The 17,845-nt window shown below is 58.7% G+C and carries 16 protein-coding genes and 1 tRNA gene; 10 read left to right on the plus strand and 7 right to left on the minus strand.

Annotation, left to right across the window (positions count from 1 at the left end; all coding sequences use genetic code 11):
• Positions 1–10: 10 nt before the first annotated feature.
• From M9920_07600 to thiD, 5 genes are all read right to left on the minus strand, one after another.
• Positions 11–1,699 (minus strand): efflux RND transporter periplasmic adaptor subunit, encoded by a 1,689-nt coding sequence (locus M9920_07600; protein ID MCO5052151.1) that lies wholly within the window; start codon positions 1,697–1,699, stop codon positions 11–13.
• A complete protein-coding gene (locus M9920_07605; protein ID MCO5052152.1) occupies positions 1,696–3,048 on the minus strand; it encodes a TolC family protein in 1,353 nt (450 codons plus the stop codon). The genes M9920_07600 and M9920_07605 overlap by 4 nt, the downstream gene beginning before the upstream one ends.
• An 87-nt stretch (positions 3,049–3,135) precedes the next feature.
• On the minus strand, positions 3,136–3,483 hold the full coding sequence (locus tag M9920_07610; protein MCO5052153.1) for a hypothetical protein: 348 nt from the start codon (positions 3,481–3,483) through the stop codon (positions 3,136–3,138).
• Positions 3,484–3,539: 56 nt separating this feature from the next.
• On the minus strand, positions 3,540–3,827 hold the full coding sequence (locus M9920_07615; protein MCO5052154.1) for a hypothetical protein: 288 nt from the start codon (positions 3,825–3,827) through the stop codon (positions 3,540–3,542).
• Between the two features lie 53 nt (positions 3,828–3,880).
• Entirely contained in the window at positions 3,881–4,681 is an 801-nt protein-coding gene (gene thiD / locus M9920_07620) for a bifunctional hydroxymethylpyrimidine kinase/phosphomethylpyrimidine kinase (protein MCO5052155.1), read from the minus strand.
• Positions 4,682–4,939: 258 nt separating this feature from the next.
• On the opposite strand from thiD, the gene M9920_07625 reads away from it, so the two are divergent.
• The 7 genes from M9920_07625 (at position 4,940) to M9920_07655 (ending at position 12,283) form a co-directional block, all read left to right on the plus strand.
• Positions 4,940–5,014 (plus strand) — tRNA-Val (locus M9920_07625).
• A 366-nt stretch (positions 5,015–5,380) separates the two neighbouring features.
• A complete protein-coding gene (locus M9920_07630; GenBank protein ID MCO5052156.1) occupies positions 5,381–6,049 on the plus strand; it encodes a hypothetical protein in 669 nt (222 codons plus the stop codon).
• Between the two features lie 366 nt (positions 6,050–6,415).
• The gene (locus M9920_07635; protein MCO5052157.1) at positions 6,416–8,914 is read left to right on the plus strand and encodes a DUF4838 domain-containing protein; all 2,499 of its coding nucleotides are present in this window, start codon (positions 6,416–6,418) and stop codon (positions 8,912–8,914) included.
• Positions 8,915–9,047: 133 nt separating this feature from the next.
• Entirely contained in the window at positions 9,048–10,301 is a 1,254-nt protein-coding gene (locus tag M9920_07640; GenBank protein MCO5052158.1) for a hypothetical protein, read from the plus strand.
• Positions 10,302–10,447: 146 nt separating this feature from the next.
• Entirely contained in the window at positions 10,448–10,801 is a 354-nt protein-coding gene (locus M9920_07645) for a HipA N-terminal domain-containing protein (protein MCO5052159.1), read from the plus strand.
• A 115-nt stretch (positions 10,802–10,916) separates the two neighbouring features.
• Complete coding sequence (gene nth / locus M9920_07650) at positions 10,917–11,612, plus strand: endonuclease III (GenBank protein ID MCO5052160.1); 696 nt, start codon at positions 10,917–10,919, stop codon at positions 11,610–11,612.
• Positions 11,609–12,283 (plus strand): lipoate--protein ligase family protein, encoded by a 675-nt coding sequence (locus M9920_07655; protein MCO5052161.1) that lies wholly within the window; start codon positions 11,609–11,611, stop codon positions 12,281–12,283. Before nth ends, M9920_07655 begins: the two co-directional genes overlap by 4 nt.
• A gap of 46 nt (positions 12,284–12,329) precedes the next feature.
• On the opposite strand, the gene M9920_07660 is transcribed toward M9920_07655, so the two are convergent.
• Both M9920_07660 and M9920_07665 read right to left on the minus strand, forming a co-directional pair.
• On the minus strand, positions 12,330–13,391 hold the full coding sequence (locus M9920_07660; protein MCO5052162.1) for an AI-2E family transporter: 1,062 nt from the start codon (positions 13,389–13,391) through the stop codon (positions 12,330–12,332).
• A gap of 5 nt (positions 13,392–13,396) precedes the next feature.
• Positions 13,397–15,025 carry a glycine--tRNA ligase gene (locus M9920_07665; protein ID MCO5052163.1) on the minus strand — a complete coding sequence of 543 codons (1,629 nt, stop codon included), beginning with the start codon at positions 15,023–15,025 and terminating at the stop codon, positions 13,397–13,399.
• 612 nt (positions 15,026–15,637) lie between these two features.
• Here M9920_07665 and M9920_07670 point away from each other — a divergent pair.
• From M9920_07670 to rpiB, 3 genes are read left to right on the plus strand one after another with little or no spacing between them, the layout of a single operon-like run.
• Entirely contained in the window at positions 15,638–16,417 is a 780-nt protein-coding gene (locus M9920_07670; GenBank protein MCO5052164.1) for a metallophosphoesterase, read from the plus strand.
• Between the two features lie 30 nt (positions 16,418–16,447).
• Positions 16,448–17,335, plus strand: coding sequence for a menaquinone biosynthesis protein (locus M9920_07675; GenBank protein MCO5052165.1), 888 nt, complete (start codon positions 16,448–16,450; stop codon positions 17,333–17,335).
• 12 nt (positions 17,336–17,347) lie between these two features.
• Positions 17,348–17,776, plus strand: a complete 429-nt coding sequence (rpiB, locus tag M9920_07680; protein ID MCO5052166.1) for a ribose 5-phosphate isomerase B — start codon at positions 17,348–17,350, stop codon at positions 17,774–17,776.
• The last annotated feature ends 69 nt before the right edge of the window (positions 17,777–17,845 follow it).

Raw genomic sequence — 17,845 nt, forward strand, 5'->3', positions numbered from 1 at the left:
GATCGGCTCCTCAGGGTTTCACTTCCGCGCCGCAATCCAGCATCTCGGCCCCGAACCACGGATTGCGCGCGCCGGGTTGCAGTTGCATCCATTCCGCCCGATTGGGTGCGCCCGGAAACGCGTCCTTCGTCATGGGGCAACGGAACACCTTCACGCCGGCAAACGCGGTTTCGTGTTTGCGCGCCGCCTGCGCCAAAGCGACCGTCGCTTCGCTGAACGGATAAAACGCTTTCCGCGCGGCTTCGAGGGTCGCGGCGGAAGCGAGTTGCCCCGGGTTCAACGTGGCTCGCGCCAGTGGCTGCCACGGCCCCGATTCCTCAAATGCCGCCAGCAGTCGTGCGCTCACTTCGGCCGCCGGCGCGGCGCGCAAATTAAACTGCTTCACGTCGTCCGCCGCGAGCGCCGCCGCCAACGCATCGGCCAGCGCCAGATAATCCGTTACCGCTTGTTGTTGCGTTGCGGTCAAGGCCGGCCACGCCTCCGTCGGGACGGTTGCATCGGCTCGCGCCGGGGTGGGGGGGCGATTAATTTCCACTTGTCCGTCCATCAACAAATTGCCGTTCACCACCACGTTTTCCTCGGCGCTTAGGCCGCCGAGGATTTCCACGAGCGTATCGCCGCGCCGACCCAACTGCACGGTGCGCCGGGAATAACCGCCGCCACCCTCGTCCACGAACGCCACCGCTTCCGGGCCGGCTTGTAAAATCGCGCGGCGCGGCACCGCCAACACTTCAGGTGCGGCCAACTGCACCCGGCCTTCGGCATAACCGCGATAGGTCAGAAGACGCCGCCCGTTGACGACGGGGTTTTCCAATTCCACTCGGGCCCGCAACGTGCGCGTCAACGGATCAAGCTCCGGCGAGAGAAAACTGATGACGCCCGTGACGGATTGACCAGGATGCGCGGGCGTGCTGACGGTTACGGTTTGCCCGGGACGCACCCACGACAAGTCTTGCTCGTAAACCTGAAACTGGAACCAAAGTCGGGAAAAATCCGCGATCTCGAACAGGCGCGTTCCCTCGGAAATATATTGTCCGGCCACGACGTCTTTCGCCGTCACGGTACCGCCGATGGGCGCCAGAATTTCCGAGGTGAGCTGATGAGGATCCTTCTCCGGCACACCTTGAATTTGCGCCTCCGTTAAACCCAGTTGCCGCAATCGCGAAGCGACCGCCGCCCGCAATTCGTCCGGCGCGACCCGGTATTCACGCTCCGCTTGCAGCAGCGCCGGACTGTAAATTTCGGCCAACGGTTGCCCCGCCGCCACCTCCGCGCCGACAAAACCGAAGTGCAATTTATCAATGCGGCCGCCGACGTAAGCCGTGATCGCGCGGCGCCGCGTGTCGTCCTGTTCCATCGTCCCGGCCACCGTCAGGGTCTTGGTCAGCGCCTGCGTTTTCACTTCGGTGGTCTGGACGTTCAGCACGCGCACGGAGTTTTCCGAAAGCGTGATCGTGTTTTCGTCCGCGCCCGCGCCGTGGTCGCTTGCGTAAATCGGGGTGAGTTCCATGCCGCAAATCGGGCAGCGCCCCGGTTGCTCGGCCCGGATATGCGGGTGCATGGAACATTGGTAATACTGCACGGCGCGCACGGCGGCCGCGGGATGATCCCCGGAGTCTCGACAACCGGCCAGCGTGAACCACATCAGACCAAAGCCGACGATGGCGATCAGTCGCCCGCAGCAGGAGAGAGTTTTCATGGTGTATTTCCTTTCGTTTCGCTCGCGAGGGTTTGCAACGCTTCCCAATCGGCACAGCCGCAATAACGAGCCAGTTCGGCAAGCGCCTGATATTGTTCAGCCACGGCTTGGGCGTAACGCAACCGACCGTCCAGCAACATGCGCCGCGCGTCGAGCACATCGCGCAACAGTCCGCCGGATTCAAAGAGCGCCTCGGCGCTGGCCAACGCCTGTTCGCTGCGAGGAATGACTTGATCCTGATACAACAGCGCCTCGCGGCGCGCGGTGGTCGCGCGGGTGATGAGCGCGTGCATTTCCACCCGTACCGTCTGGATGGCGTCGAGCGATTCCAGTTCGGCGGCACGACGCTGCTGTTCCTCGCGGCGGATGGCGGCGCGGTATTTGGCGCGATTCCCCCACGGGATGCTGAAGCCGAGCATGACTTCCGTGGAGCGCCAGTCGCGTTCGCGAACGTAAGTGCTGTTTTGCAATTCCAACATCACGTCGGGCCAGCGTTCCTTGCCCGCCAGTTGTACGCCGGCCGTTGCCACTTGAATATCCGCCCGCGCCCGCGCCAGGTCCGGCGAATGAGCCAGCGCCGCCGCCAGCAAGTGCGGTTGAAATTGAATTTCTGCCGCCACTGGTGGCAATCGCAGTCGAGGCCAGGCCTGGGTCAGATCGCGATTCAGCAATCGGTTCACGACCAGGTAAGCTTGCGCGCGGTTGGCGCGTTCGGTCTGGAGTTCGGCGGCGCGTTTGCTTTGCTCGTTTTGCAAGGTCAACACATCCACGAGTCGCGCGTTGCCCGAGCGATAGCTGGCTTCAATGGTGCGCGTGGTCAAATCCAGCCATTGTAAATCCTGTCCGGCAATCGCCACCGTTTCATCCGCCAACGCCGCGCGACTCAGCGCCTGGAGCAATTCCTGGCGCAACCGTTGAAATTGAGCGTCACCCGCCGTGGCGGCCACGGCCAGTTCCGCCGCCGCCAGCTCGCGTTGCGCGCCCGGCTTGCCGAACAGCGGCAGCTTCTGTTCGAGACCGTAAATAAAATCGCCGTCGTCCTGGCGCATCATGCGGTTTGCCGCCATTCCGCCCACGCGCACCACGGGGTCCTCCCAGGTGCGAATGGATTCAATTTGCGCGGCAGCGGCGTTGGTGCGGGCTTGTGCCGCCAGCAACGCCGGATGGTTCGTTGCCAATTCAGCAACCCATTCCGCGAGCAACGCGGGCGTGAGTTGCCGTCCGGCATCCGCTGTGGGCGGCGGATTGATGTCCGACAACTCTGGCGGCGTCTGGCCGAATCCAGACCCGCTCCCCGCGGCCAACATAATGATGGCCGCAACCAACCGACCCAGTATTTTTCTCTTCATGCCAATCAGAATTTTTCAACTTCAAACCACGCCTCCGTACGCAGTGCGTCCGGATCAGGACACACGTCAGGTGTTTGAGGTGAAGAATCAGATCAGCAGGGCGCAATTTCGCTGGAACAGCGGAACGGCCGGGACCAACTCGAAGAAAGCAGGAGAAGAGGAAAAGTTTGCCGCCGTCATCACGCCAACGACCGGGATCGCGGCGCGCATCAGATCCGCATGGAAATCGGTTGAGCTGTTGACGGGCAGGGTCGCGGCGGTTACCGGCAGCGCCTCGGGAGTGGCGGTTTCCACGCAACCGCAGGTGGTTTTGGCGACGCAACAAGCGCAGGCTGGCTGGGATGCGCCCGCCGCCGTGGTGACTTTGGGTGCGGCCACCATGATTTGCAGCCAAATCATGGTCAGACCCAGAATGATTGCCGCCGTCTTTTTCACCGCTTTAATTTATCATTTACCGTGCCAGACCTCCGCTCGGGAGCGGAATCCGGACGCTACTTTTTCTCCGCCTGAGCCGCCGTTTTTTTCGCGGCTTCCAGCTTTTTGAGATACTTGGCGGGATCCTTTTTGAAGTCCTTCGCGCAAGGTTTGCAGCACAATTTAATCTCCTGATCCTTGTGGACGAACACGTAAGGGTCATCCATTTCGCCGAGCTTCTCATCGGAAACGAGGCACACGTCGAGCGGATACGGTTTGATGGCCGCCTTCTTCTTGCTGGCGGCAAGCAAGGGCAGCGTGGTCGCACTCAACAAAACGAGGAGCAAAGGTAGAATCTTTTTCATAACGCTTCTTTTTCCACGGTCATTAGAGGCGAATCCAGCCATAAAGTTCAAGATTATTTGCCCGCGGCGGCCGGGTATAGCGCCTGATACCTTCCGATCCGATAACTGTGCGCAATGGCGCGGGTGATGAATTGCTTCGCCGCCCGGACGGCGGCTTCCAGTTTCGCGCCGCGCGCCAAATAGGCGGTGATGGCCGCTGAATAAGTGCAACCCGTGCCGTGCGTGGTGACGCCTTTGATGCGCCGGGTCTTTAACACGGTGAAGCGCTTGCCGTCAAACAACACATCCACCGCTTCTCCCTGCAAATCGAGATGGCCGCCCTTCACCAGGGCCGTGGCGCCAAAAGTGGCGCGCAACGATTCCGCCGCCTCGAGCAAATCCTCCAGAGTGCGGAGTTTCCGACCCACGAGAAGCTGCGCCTCATCCAGATTTGGCGTGATCAGGACGGCGCGCGGCAACAAGCGTTCTTTCAACGCGCGGATGGCCGAAGGTTTGAGCAATACCGCGCCACTGGTGGCGACCATGACCGGGTCCACCACCAACGGCGGCCGCCGGCCCGCCTCCCAAAAATCGGCAACGCGGTTGATGATGTCCGCTGAAAACAACATTCCGGTTTTAGCCGCGCCAACGGGCAAGGCGCCCATGACCGCCGCCATTTGATCGCGCACCAGGTCCGGGCGCACCGGCTGGATGCCCGTCACCGCCCTGGGATTCTGCGCCGTGATGCAGGTGATGGCGCTTGTGCCGTGGCAACGCAACGCCGCAAAGGTTTTCAGATCGGTCTGGATGCCCGCGCCGCCGCCACTGTCCGAACCAGCGATGGTGAGCGCGATGGGCCACGCGGGACGTTTCATAAACGGATCGGGCAACGAGCGGAAAAAGTTTTCATTTCAAGCGAAGTTCAAATCATCACGGCTTGGACGCATTACCGCGTTGCTCACTTTTAACACGCAATTTGCGGCCTGGCAAAATTGAATCACGCGTGAAGCGGGTAATCGGGGGGGTGGCGCGCGGCTCGACCCTGAAAATGAGTTTGCGCGGAAAAGCGCTTTTCGGAATACTCTGCCCACGACGCTTGGATGATCTGCGGTCACCGAATGTCGGCTCGGGTGGCGCGGTTAGCTCAGTGGTAGAGCACTACCTTGACACGGTAGGGGTCACAGGTTCGAACCCTGTATCGCGCACCATCTTGCTTTCCGATTTAACGCATCCTTTAATTTGCTGCTTCAAAATTAGAAGATAAGTCGTCATCACTTTATGAAACTCTTGAACGGCGTCCTGCGTTATGATCCTAGCTCGGTCCTGCAAATGGCATTCGTTGATGCTGGCCGGCCAAAGGCATTGAATTTGGTGTGGCGCCTGGATGAGATTTACCGCTGATCTTGCGTCCGGCTAAAGCCTCGGACTGTTAGTAATGTGGGTGGGTCGCTGTCCACCTCCTCCAAGAAGCCCTCGGCCCCGCTACACCGCCAAAATAAAACATGGCAAAGACCGTATTTCTTGCTATCCTATAAAGGTAAAATGCAACGGCGAAAATCAACTTCAGGAAGGTCATGGCCCACGCTAGAAGGACGCTTGAATCAGCCGCAGACTTCACGCGTGGAGGCGGTGCGCCAGCTCCAGGCCACGATGCCGCTCACGCGGATCGCACAAGACGTGTTGAAGCAGAGCAGCAACGGCTCGTCCAGTGGGCCAAAGAAAACCGGAAGCTAGGCGGACGGCTTCCCCCGGAATTCACGCGGGGCGGCGAGCATCAGGTTTATTTCCACAAGGCCAAACAGCGCTACCTCAAGGCCACTTTGCTTGAACGACAATTGGGCTACGGCATTGCCCTCGGCTCAAATTCACGTGGCGCAACCCCCTCCGAATACCTCGACCGGCTGGATCTGCAAAACCAGATTTTCAACGATGACATCCAGTTGGAGCGGGTGGTTCTGAAAAGCGGCAAGCCAGTCATTGTTACTTCGCAACCCTTCATCAAAGGTATCGCTCCCAACCAGATCGCGCTGGACGAATTGATGACTGGTAAGGGCTATGAAAAATTGACGGATGGCGCATACTACGATGAGTACATTGGTCTGTTGATTTTCGACCTTTTCCCGCGCAACGCGATTCAAACAGCGAACGGAGTTATCTTTCCGATTGATCCGGTTATTCAGCGTGTCACGCCTGACTTCGGGGAGTTCCTGCGTGAGCATTCCTGCACTATAAATCTCAACTAGCGTGCTGCCAGCGAAACTGGCGTATGGCCGCACCCCAGCATCCATTGGTGTGCGTTCGTGGTTTTCCAATGTTGTCGCGCCACCCATGTTGGTCGGTTGTGCCGCGCGAAACCGTCAAAGCTAAAATCACGCGCACCTCCCAGTCATCCTCGCTGATTTCCGCGCCGCGCATGGTGGTGGCGACGCTCCGTCGCCTTCCGTTCCAAGCCAGCGACGAGGCGTCGCTGCCACGGTCATTACCAAGGAAGACAGTTCCCGTCGCGATTCTCGGATTGACATGACCGGGCCAAGACCGGAATCGTTTCCGCCAAACTCGTCACCATGTTGTTTCGATCAGGCAACTCAAGTGAAGTAGGAACAAGCGTTATGCGAATGGTTTTGATTACGGTATGGCTCGCGGCGGCTACCGCAACTGCGGTCGGGAAAAGCGCCATCACACTGGCCGATGTCAGCGCGTGGAAAATCGTGTGCGCGCCAATGGCAACGGAGTCCGAGCATTACGCCGCTACGGAATTTCGGCGGCTGTTCCGCGAAATGACCGGGGCCATCCTGCCCATTCAGGAAGCGGCTCCGCCCCACGTCGGCGCGATTTGCATCGGCAGCGCCGCTGTCTCGGAACGCGGCGAACCGGCCTTGGCGCCTGGGTTGTACGGTGACGAGGGATTCCGACTCGAAGTGCGTGATCAAAGCATTTGCATTGACGGGACCGGTCCGCGCGGAGCGCTCTACGGCGTCTATGAATTTTTCGAGGAGTTGTGCGGCGTCCGATTTCTCACCTTTGATCACACGTATTATCCGGAGCGGGCTTTGGAGCGAAAAATCAAACTGGGCAGTTACGGAATCGAGCCGCCCGCCTTTGCTTTTCGCTGGTCATATTATGGAGAGAATGCCCGGCATCCCGAGTTCGCCACGCGTCTGCGGGTGAACACCGTCACCGACGATCCCAAACTGGGCGGCCGCACGGGTTGGCGGTTGGTGAGCCATAACGTGGCTTATCTCGTGCCGCCCGCGAAGTGGGGGAAGGAACACCCCGAATACTTCGCGCTGGTGGATGGCCAACGCCGCCTGGAGATGGGCGGCGGCGGACCGCAATTGTGCATGAGCAATCCGGAGTTGGTCGAAGTGGTGGTGCAAGCGGTGCTTGAGGAAATCCGCAAAGATCCGAGCGCGCGCAACATCAACATCGCGCAGATGGACAACGAAAGTTATTGCACCTGTCCGAATTGTGCCGCACTGGATGCGCGTGAAGAATCCCATGCCGCGACCACGTTGAGCTTCGTCAACGCCGTGGCGGAACGCGTCGAGCGGACGCATCCGGAAATCATCCTTAGCACGTACGCCTATTTGTACACCCGCAAACCGCCGAAAACGATCCGGGCGCGGGCCAACGTGATGATCCAGTTGTGCAGCATCGAGTGCTGCGATTTCCACGCCATTGACGACCGAGCGTGCGCGGTGAACCGGTTGTTCTGCGAGGACCTGGCGGGTTGGAAGCGGAAAGCTGATCGCATTTTCATCTGGCATTACAACACCAACTTCAAGGGTTACACGCTGCCGTTTCCGAATCTCCGCAGTATTGGTCGAAGTGTGGCGTATTTTGCCAAGAACCACGGTCGCGGCGTTTTCATGCAGGCGGCCGGCAACGGTTTTTCCACCGAGTTGAGCGACCTGCGGAATTACGTCATGGCACGCTGTCTGTGGCGACCGGGCCGGGATAGCTGGCAGGAAGCGGCGGAATTCTGTCGGCTGCATTACGCGGAAGCAGCCGAACCGATTCTCGCCTACCTCAAGTATTACCACGATCTGGTTGGCGCGGCGGGAGTGCATCCCACCTGTTTCCCCACCGAAGCCGCGTTGGCCATCAACCCGGAATCAGCGCGACGCATCATGGAGTATTTCGATGCGGCCCTGGCCCGAGCGCAATCGGAGACGATCCGCGCTCGCGTCGCCAAAGCCTCGGTATGTGCTCTGCGCGCGGCGTTAAGCGCCGCCAGCATGGAGCTGGTGCTCACCAACGGCGTTTGCCGTCCCAATCTGGCCGGTTTCCCGCCCGATTTACTGGAGCGCTACACCGCGTTGTGTGAGCGCTTTGAAGTCAAGATGGAGGACGAACTCACCACCACGGCACAGTTCCTGACTGACTTGGGCAAACTGCACGCCGGATTGAAAGCCGTGCCCCTCGAAAACGATTTTTGGCGCGTAGTGACGTTGCCGGAAAGCAGCGTCAGAGTGGTCGAAATGACGTACAAGCCCACCGGCCGTAATGTGGCGTACGCGCGACGATCGTTTGGACGGTTCCGGTTTGAGGAATGGCTGCGCCAGGGCGAAGGCCCGTCCGCGTTGAACGTTGCCTCGTTTGACTACACCGCCGCGCGGGATCGCGCCGTATTTAATTTGACCACCCAGGACGGCACCCGCATTGAGCGTCGTATTACCTTGCAGGACGAGGCGATTCATTTTGTGACCGTGATGACGGCGGGCGCGCCGCGAGAGTTTGATTTTTGGATTCATCCGGAATACGACACGGCGAGCGCCACGGACGATCCACGAGAACTGGCGCTCTACGTGAAACAATCCGGCTGGCAGCAGGTGAACCGTCAGTGGCGGCATGCCGTGCCGACCCCCGAGCAACTGGCAATGGTCCAGCAAGCCGCGAACGGCGGCGGCTACGCTTATTTTAATCGCCGCGCTGGATTCGGAGTGGAACAACGTTTTGCGCCCGGTGATTTCAGCAGTCTGGGCTTGTTCTGGAAACCGTCCCGACAGCAGATCAACCTGGAATTATTTTCGCCCCGCGTGGCGCTGCAATCCGGCGAACAAGCGCGCTACGCCTACGAAGTGCGCTACCTGCAACAACCGCCGTGACCGGTAGTCACCCTGTATAGCGCACCATCTTGCTTTCCGATTTAACGCATCCTTTAATTTGGTGCTTCAAAATTAAAGGATAAGCCGTCATCCTTTAATTTGCCGGACGAGAATTAAAACTTGTTTAACTCCGATGCAACGTGGGCTGACTGGTCATTATGTTCCAATCCCTTCTGCCGCAGGGGAAAGCGCCCGTGCTTTTGTGCCTAATCCCCTGCCCGTGTCGCCACCGCTGGAACTTGATATTGAAATTCAAGAACTCATTGAGAAAGCCATGCTTGCCTTGGGTCGCTTGGATGGATTGACTACCGTCCTGCCCGACCCGACGCTTTTCCTTTATTCTTATGTCCGCAAGGAAGCCGTGTTGTCTTCGCAAATCGAGGGCACGCAATCCAGTCTGTCCGACCTCATGCTCTTTGAAATGGATGGTGTCGCCGGCGTGCCGATTGATGACGTGCAGGAAGTCTCCAATTACGTCGCCGCCATGAAGTATGGCTTGAAACGACTGGAAAAACTTCCACTGTCACTTCGGCTGTTGAAAGAGATTCATGGTGTGCTGCTGGCAAAAGGCCGCGGCAGCGAAAAAGAGTCCGGTGAATTCCGCCGCTCCCAGAACTGGATCGGTGGCACGCGCCCTTCCGCTGCAAGCCAGCGACGAGGCGTCGCTGCTACCATCACCAAGGAAGACATTTTCTACTACGTCTATGGCGTGCTGCATTCGCCGGAGTATCGCACGCGCTTCGCCAGCGATTTGAAGAAGATGCTGCCGCGTCTGCCCTTCACGCGGGAGACGGCGGATTTCTGGCGTTTCAGCCGGGCGGGCCGCGATCTCGCGCACTGGCATCTGGACTACGAAACCGTCGAACCGTGGCCGGTGAAGGAGCATTACAGCGAACAGCCTTTGGGTGGCGGTCAGGCATCCCTGCCTGCCGTAGAGCCGGGCTTCCAGCCCGGCGGAAAAGACGCCGGACACTCGCACGGCGTCAAAATTTCGCACGACGCATCTCCTGCGGGCGCAATTCCGGGCGGCAAGATGCCGCCCGCCACGGCAGATTTTTTCCTCGTGCAGAAGATGACCTTTGGGCGCAAGGACAAGCAGGTGGACAAGACGACCATCCATTACAACGCCCGCATCACGCTCACGGACATCCCGCTGGAAGCCTATGATTACGTGGTGAACGGCAAGCCCGCCCTCGAATGGATCATGGAGCGCTACCAGATCACCGTGGACAAAGACAGCGGCATCCGCAATGACCCGAACGATTGGGCGCGGGAACATAACCAGCCCCGCTACATCCTCGACCTCCTCAAACGCATTGTCCGTGTCAGCCTGGAAACGATGAAGATCGTGAACGCGCTCCCGGCATTGAACGAGCGGAAAGCTTAACCCTGGCGGGCTGAATAAATGCGTTCCACCGAACTCAAATCCATTCTGCGGGCGGACATAAAAATGCGGTCCGGCTTCGAAGTGGCCTCGCATCCCACGATTGTCGTGACGAAATAAGCGGTATGTTGCGGAAGCTTTACAATTGGTTGGCGGGTGTCGAACCTTTGCCCAAGGAGGAGAAACTGGCCTTCAAGGTGATGTTGGATTCCGATGAAATCGGGACGCTCAGGGCCGAGGAGGGCGAATGGCTATTTTCGTATTCAGACGAGTTTCAGAAGCAAACCGAGATCAAACCGATAGCGAATTTCCCGGATGTCAAAAGACAATATCGCAATCGCTCGCTGTGGCCGTTTTTCGCGCTGCGCATTCCCAGTCCGGAACAGCCGGCCGTGCGCGAATTCATTCGTAAGCTACCACACAAGAAACCAGACGAAGGAATCCTGCTGAAAGAGTTCGGAGAGCGGACCATCGCCAACCCATTTCGTCTTGTTCCGGTTTAGCCGCTGACGATTACATGGTGGCGGCGACGCCCCGTCGCCTTCCGTTCCAAGCCAGCGACGAGGCGTCGCTGCTACAATCATCAGCAAGGAAGGCAGCATCCATTGGTGTACATTCGTGGTTTTCCAATGTTGTTGCGCCACCTATGCTGGGTCGGTCGTGCCGCGCGAAACCGTCAAAGCTAAAATTACCCGCACCCGCCAGATCATTGCCGGGTTGCAACAGACGTATCCCGATGCGCATTGCGAGTTGAATTTTTCCAATCCGCTCGAATTACTCATCGCCACCATCCTCTCGGCGCAATGCACGGATAAACGGGTCAATCTGGTCACGCCGGCGCTGTTCAAAAAATACCGCACGGCGGCGGATTACGCGACGGCGCCATTGTCCGAACTGGAGGCGCTGATTCAAACCACGGGGTTCTTTCGCAACAAGGCGAAGAACATTCAGGCGTGTTGTCGGATGTTGGTGGAACAGCACGGCGGCGCCGTGCCGCGTACGATGGAGGAATTGCATGCGTTGCGCGGCGTCGGACGCAAGACCGCGAATGTGGTGCTGGGCAACGCTTATCAGATCAACGCCGGCATCGTGGTGGATACGCACGTGGCGCGGGTGGCGCAACGGCTGGGGCTGACGCGCCAGACGGATGCGGAGAAGATCGAGCGCGAGTTGATCCCGCTGGTGCCGCCGGCGCAGTGGACGTTGTTCAGTCACTGGTTCATCTGGCACGGTCGGCGCCGCTGCTCCGCGCGCAAGCCGGATTGCGCTCACTGTGAAATCGCCGCACTTTGTCCCCGCATCGGTATGAAATGAACTGGTATTACATCAATTCGGGTCCTGGCGAAGCGGCGTTTAACATGGCGTTGGACGAGGCGTTGCTGGAAGCCGTCGGCGCGCTCGGTGCGCCGGTGTTGCGGAGCTACGGTTGGACGCAAGCCGCCGCCACGTTCGGTTACTTCCAACACCACGCTGAGATCGAGCAACTGACGCCGCTGCGCCCGTTGATCCGTCGGCCGACGGGTGGCGGGCTGGTGCCGCACGCGACGGATTGGACTTACAGTCTCGCTTTTCCGCCACAGCACGAATGGCATCAATTGCGGGCTGAAGATAGTTATCGCGAAGTTCACGAATGGATTCAGCGCACTTTCCGTCAGTTGCAGGTCGCCACGGAGTTGGCGCCGTGCTGTCGGAAAACCGCGCCGGGCCAATGTTTCATCGGGCATGAAAAATTCGATCTGCTCTGGCACGGCAAGAAGATTGCCGGGGCGGCGCAACGGCGGAACAAATTTGGTTTGCTGATTCAGGGTTCAGTGCAACCGCCGGCGACCGGGCTTATGCGATCCGCCTGGGAGGAGGCAATGCGAGTTGCGGCGCCGCGGAAGGTGGGTTGGGAGCCGTTGCACGCCAGCGGTCCGCTCCTGGCCCGCGCGGAACAATTGGTTGCGGAAAAGTATGCACAGGCGGCATACAACCGGAAGCGGTGACGCGGCAGAGATCAGAGCTACGCAAAACCGGCGAGGGATTTGAGTTTCAGGCGGTCTCGACGCCCTGGGTGGTGATCTTGTTGCGCGAGGCTTCCACCTTGACGTAATGCAACACCACCGGGGCAAGGATCATGCCGGGGATGCCCATGAGTTTTTCGCCCAGGACAATTCCCACCAGGATCAGCCACATCGGATTTTTGATGCGGTCGCCGATGATTTTGCTGTTCAGGAAGTATTCGAGTTTGTGAATCACCACCAGAAAGATGAGGGAGAAGAGCGCCATCTCCGGTCCATCGGGCATGGTGAAGGCGACGCCGATGATCAAAGTGTTGCTCAGCAGATTACCGAGGATCGGCAGTAATCCGCAAAGGAAGGCGAGGATGATCAACACCGTGGCGTGGGGAAATCCGTTCCAGATCAGGAAGACCGCCGTCAACGCCATGTTGATGGCGGAGATGATGATTTGCGCACCGATGACGCGCGCGAAGCTGGAATAAAAAGTGGTGAAGCGGAGGATCAGTTCCCGCGCCACGGTGGAGTACAAGTTGTCCTTCACCGCCTCGGGATCGTCCTCGACGTTCCACCGTTCATTGACGAAAAAGCTCAACGCCGCCACCAGACCGATGATCAACAACGCCACCACCCAGATGACGTCGTGGGCGTACCGGCCGATGTTGGCGATGCTGTCGTTGGCTTCCTTGAGCGCCATGGCTTTGAAGCTGGTGTAGTCAGTGAAGGGCAGTTCGATACCCTGCTTCTCGGCGAAGTTCACCACCGCCGGGATCGTCTCGTTCACAATCTTCGGCAGGGTGCGGTAGGCGCGTTTGGAAAAGACGACCAGGCCGTAACCGATCCCGACCGCGGCGATCAGGTAGAGCACCACGCCAAGCGTCTTGCTGCGATTGAAGCTGAACATGCGCAGCGCGAAATATCCGAACAACACCGAGAGCAACAAGGTGCCCACATGCAACCAGGCGATCGCCACGAACAGCAACCCCATGATCAGATACGAACTCCGCGCGGCGTACGACAGCGCCCGCGTCTGTGGCTTCGCGCCCGGCTCGGGAGCCGGCGGCGCGGGCGGGACGTTGGGCGTTTCGGTTTCCATCCGGGTTAGCGTAAATGATCCAGCAACCAGTCGCGCAAGGCCGAAATTTTCAGGCGTTCCTGCCGGCCATCATCGCGGTAACGCAGCGTCACGGTGTCGCGGAACTCGGGATTGTCTCCCAACGTGTCGAAATCAATCGTCACGCAGTAAGGCGTGCCGGCTTCATCCTGCCGGGCGTAGCGTTTGCCGATGCTGCCGCTTTCATCGTAAAAGCAGTTCATGTCGTGGCGCAGGGATTGAAACACCGCGCGCGCCCGGGCGACAAGTTCCGGTTTGTTTTTCAACAGTGGCAGGACCGCCACCTTGATGGGCGCGACCCGCGGATGAAACTTCATGACGTAGATCGTCTCGCTCCGGCCTTTGGGGTCCGTCTTCACCGTTTCCGTGTAGGCGTTGGTGATGAGAGCGAGGATCAAGCGGTCCACTCCCGCCGAAGGTTCGACGACGTGCGGGAGGTAATTGCCCTTCGCCAGCGCGTTCGCGTCCTCGGTCGCCTGCCTGGTCGCAGCCTCTTCCGCCACGCCCGTCTTGGTGAGGTAACGCTTGCGATTCTCGTAATAACGCTGCCAGAGAGCGTCCTGCTTTTCCTTCGGCAACCGATTCCAGGCGTTGCGCAATTCCTCATCGAACACGCTCATCGGTTTGCCGGAGAACCGCTGGTGTTGCGACAAATCAAAATCACTGCGCGCCGCGATGCCTTCAAGTTCTTCACCTTTCAACTCGCCTTTTTCATCGCGCTTGCTGAACGGGAATTTGAACAGAATGTCCGTTGTGGCCCGCGCGTAATGCGCCAGCTCCTCCGGTGTCTGCACGTGAAAACTGAGCGTGTCGCGCGACAGCCCGATGCTTTCGTAAAAGCGCACGCGTTCCTCGACCCAGTATTGATGCCATGCCTGCCAGCCCCAATTCGGTTGCGGTTCGCCGGGATGCCCGGTGGTGGGCACGGTCGCCACGCTGCCGTGGATGGCTTCAATCGCCTCATCCGGCTTGATGAAAAATTCCAGTTCCATCTGCTCGAACTCGCGCGAGCGGAAGGTGTAATTGCGCGGCGTCACCTCATTGCGGAACGCCTTGCCGATCTGCCCGATGCCAAACGGAATTTTCTGGCGCGACGTTTCGAGTACGTTCTTGAACTGCGCGAAAATCGCCTGCGCGGTTTCCGGGCGGAGATAGGCGATATTCTCATCCGATTCCACCGGCCCCGTATGCGTCTTGAACATCAGGTTGAAGGGACGAGGCTCAGTCAGGTCGGCGGAATTGCAATTCGGACATTTCGCTCCGGGCGGGAAAAAGTATTTGCCGTTCGCATCTTTGCCAAGCGTGAGGCCTTGTTCTTCGCAGAGCTGATCCGCCCGGTTAAGCTTCTTGCATTGTTTGCAAGTGCTCATCGGATCGGCAAAGGTGGAAACGTGTCCGCTCGCTTCCCAAATCTTCGGCGACATGATGATGGTGGCCTCCAAGCCCGCGACGTCCTCACGTTCCCGCATCATGGTGTTCCACCAAAGTTCCTTGACGTTGCGTTTGAGTTCCGCGCCGAGCGGACCGTAATCCCAAAACCCGTTGATGCCGCCGTAAATTTCCGAGGATTGAAAGATGAATCCCCGGCGTTTGCAGAGCGACACGATTTTTTCCATGTGTAAATTTTCCTTCGCTTCGACCATAAGACAGCGGGCAGTGTTTGGCAGGACTTCGACGATGTCAAGGTGGGCGCAAACCCGGCACTCCCCAAGGAGCGCGGCCGGTCCCCGGCCGCAGCGCGTCACAGTGGGGGAAGTCATACGAACTTCCGGAGGCATCGTCCATTTCCCGCGCTGCGACTGGGGACCAGTCGCGCTCCGCAGGACGGTGATCGAAATCTGACCCGCAGCCGGTTATCCCGTTTGCGATTAAATGGCGGATGAAACCACAAAATTACGGCTGGCGGCAGACAATCCAACCGTCAGCGCGAACGCGAGTTCGGTCCCCATAGCTTGCTCGGGCACTTCCGGGGACGGATGTGCTCCCCGAGAATTGTGCCGCGCCAAGACGAACTGAAGCCATTTCTCGTCAGGCTGCTCCAGATGCCGATGTATATTGGGTGGCGTTGTGTTTGGGCTCAGCCAGATAGTCTTCCAGTGGACGGTATTGCCGCGGTGTCTTATGGATGCACCAGATTGCGCAGCACCACAGGTCAGGCAGATAAGAATCCCGCCCGGCGGCGATTCCTGCTGACGAGAGCGCGTTGTTCGAATTAAAATTTGCTCCGCATGAAAAAGCTCAAGATTAATCGCCGCCGCTTCATCCTGGCGGGATTGGTCCTGGCCCCGGCAGCGGCGCTCGCCGACGCCCGCTGGGTGGAGCCGCACTGGTTGAAGTTAAAAAAGTTGCGGCTAACAAAAGCACTTCCTGCTTTCCGTTTTGTTCATTTCACCGATCTGCACCACAAAGGAGACCGAAGTTATGGTGAATCCATGGTCAAGCTGATCAACGCGCAATCTCCTGATTTTGTCTGCTTTACTGGCGATTTGATCGAGGAGCCGGAGCATCTGGCGGAAGCCTTGGAAATCATCGCTCAGATCAAAGCTCCGGTCTTTGGCGTTCCCGGCAATCATGACTATTGGGCTAAAGTCCCGTTTGACAAGATCACAGAAGGTTTCGCGGCCACCGGGGGCGGTTGGTTGCTGGATCAAAATGTCATCATCCAAAACGGAACCATCAATCTTATCGGGATCACCTGCAAAAGCGCCACTCAACCGGCTGTGCCGATTCAAGCCGGGTTGAAAAATATTCTGCTCATGCATTATCCGGCGTGGGTCAAAAAACTGGGATCACAACAGTTTGATGTGATTCTGGCCGGACATTCACATGGCGGCCAAGTCCGCCTTCCCTTCTATGGCCCGATCGCCATTCCTTTCGGCGTTGATGAATTTGATTTGGGACTGTTTACCACCCAAAACGGACCACTTTATGTCAATCCGGGAATCGGTTGGTTTCTATCTCCGCTCCGCTTCCGGTGTCGCCCGGAAATCACCGTGATTGAAATCTGACCCGCAGCCTGTTACCCCGTTTGCGTTTAAATGGCGGATGAAATCACAAAATTACGGCTGGCGGCGGACAATCCAATCGTCAGCGCGAAATGGCTGGAACGCGAGGAAGCCATTGCGCAGCGCGAACGCGAGTTCGGTCCCCACAGCTTGCTCGGGCACTTCCGCGTCGGTTCGGTGCGGGCTTTGAATGCCGTGCCGCTGACGCGTGGCCTGGAGAATGAAATCATTTATGACGTGCCCGCCAGACTCGCGCAAGCGTTGGAGCGCAACGAGCTGGATGCCGCCTTGGTCAGCGTGGTCGCGGCGCTGTTCCACGATCGTTATGACATCCTCGATGGCGTCGCGGTGGCGTCGTTGGGCGAGGTCAAAAGCGTGTTCATGGCACACCGGAAGCCGCTGACGGAACTGCGCGAGGTCTTTTGCGATCCGGCATCGCTTTCCAGTGTCACCCTGTTGAAAGTGCTGCTGGCCGAGCGGGGGCTGCGACCGGTTTATCGGCCGTTGGAAAATTATGCCGCGGCTTCGGAAAAAGATTTTGTGCTGTTGATCGGCGATCCGGCCCTGGATTTTTATTTTGCCAATCAAGCCCGGCCGACCCACGAGATTTTCGATCTGGGTACGGAATGGCTGGCGTTGACCAATCTGCCCTTTGTCTATGCGGTGTGGGCGCTGCGGCGCGGCGTGCATACGCCGGAGTTGCGGCGGCAACTCCACGCGGCGCGGGACTTTGGTCTCGACACGCTGGATCACCTCATCAACAGCCGACCGGAGTACACCCGGGATTTTCGGAAGGATTATCTGGGCTGGCACATTCACTATCATCTGGCGGCGGATGAGAAGCGTGGCCTCGCGAAATTCATCGAGTTGTTGCGCAAACATGAATTTGGTCCCATATACGAACCGCAGTTCATCTGGTAGAATAGTTGCGTCATGAAAATTGCCATTGGCTCGGATCACGCCGGTTTTGCTTACAAGGAAAAGATCAAAGCGTTGCTGCTCAGTCTGGGGCACGAGGTCAAAGATTTCGGCACGACCAGCGAAACCCCGGTGGATTATCCGACCTTTATTCGACCGACGGCGACCGCGGTGGCGCGCGGCGAATGTGAGCGGGGCATCGTGCTGGGCGGCTCCGGCAACGGTGAGGCGATCGTGGCCAACAAAGTGCATGGGGTTCGTTGCGCGCTTTGTTGGAGTTTGGATACCGCCCGCTGGGCGCGCGAACATAATGACGCGAATGTGCTTTCGATTGGCGAGCGCACCATTCCGTCGGAACTGGCGTTGCAAATTGTCCGGCTCTGGCTGGAAACCGAATTCGCGGGCGGGCGGCATATTGCCCGCGTGCGAGCCATCGAACCGTAAGCCGGACGCCCGCTCATTTTACCGCGATTGTGGTCTTGAACTTGCCGCTTTACTCCGTGTTTAATACCG

It is taken from the genome of Verrucomicrobiia bacterium (genome assembly GCA_023953615.1).
Taxonomy (GTDB): Bacteria; Verrucomicrobiota; Verrucomicrobiia; order Limisphaerales; family JADLHS01; genus JADLHS01.

Excerpts from the sequence above, each read along its gene's own strand:
- M9920_07600 (MCO5052151.1), bottom strand. The coding sequence starts at position 1,699 with ATGAAAACTCTCTCCTGCTGCGGGCGACTGATCGCCATCGTCGGCTTT.
- M9920_07605 (MCO5052152.1), bottom strand. The coding sequence starts at position 3,048 with ATGAAGAGAAAAATACTGGGTCGGTTGGTTGCGGCCATCATTATGTTG.
- M9920_07615 (MCO5052154.1), bottom strand. The coding sequence starts at position 3,827 with ATGAAAAAGATTCTACCTTTGCTCCTCGTTTTGTTGAGTGCGACCACG.
- thiD (MCO5052155.1), bottom strand. The coding sequence starts at position 4,681 with ATGAAACGTCCCGCGTGGCCCATCGCGCTCACCATCGCTGGTTCGGAC.
- M9920_07630 (MCO5052156.1), top strand. The coding sequence starts at position 5,381 with ATGGCCCACGCTAGAAGGACGCTTGAATCAGCCGCAGACTTCACGCGT.
- M9920_07635 (MCO5052157.1), top strand. The coding sequence starts at position 6,416 with ATGCGAATGGTTTTGATTACGGTATGGCTCGCGGCGGCTACCGCAACT.
- M9920_07640 (MCO5052158.1), top strand. The coding sequence starts at position 9,048 with ATGCAACGTGGGCTGACTGGTCATTATGTTCCAATCCCTTCTGCCGCA.
- M9920_07655 (MCO5052161.1), top strand. The coding sequence starts at position 11,609 with ATGAACTGGTATTACATCAATTCGGGTCCTGGCGAAGCGGCGTTTAAC.
- M9920_07660 (MCO5052162.1), bottom strand. The coding sequence starts at position 13,391 with ATGGAAACCGAAACGCCCAACGTCCCGCCCGCGCCGCCGGCTCCCGAG.
- M9920_07665 (MCO5052163.1), bottom strand. The coding sequence starts at position 15,025 with ATGGAAAAAATCGTGTCGCTCTGCAAACGCCGGGGATTCATCTTTCAA.
- M9920_07670 (MCO5052164.1), top strand. The coding sequence starts at position 15,638 with ATGAAAAAGCTCAAGATTAATCGCCGCCGCTTCATCCTGGCGGGATTG.
- M9920_07675 (MCO5052165.1), top strand. The coding sequence starts at position 16,448 with ATGGCGGATGAAATCACAAAATTACGGCTGGCGGCGGACAATCCAATC.
- rpiB (MCO5052166.1), top strand. The coding sequence starts at position 17,348 with ATGAAAATTGCCATTGGCTCGGATCACGCCGGTTTTGCTTACAAGGAA.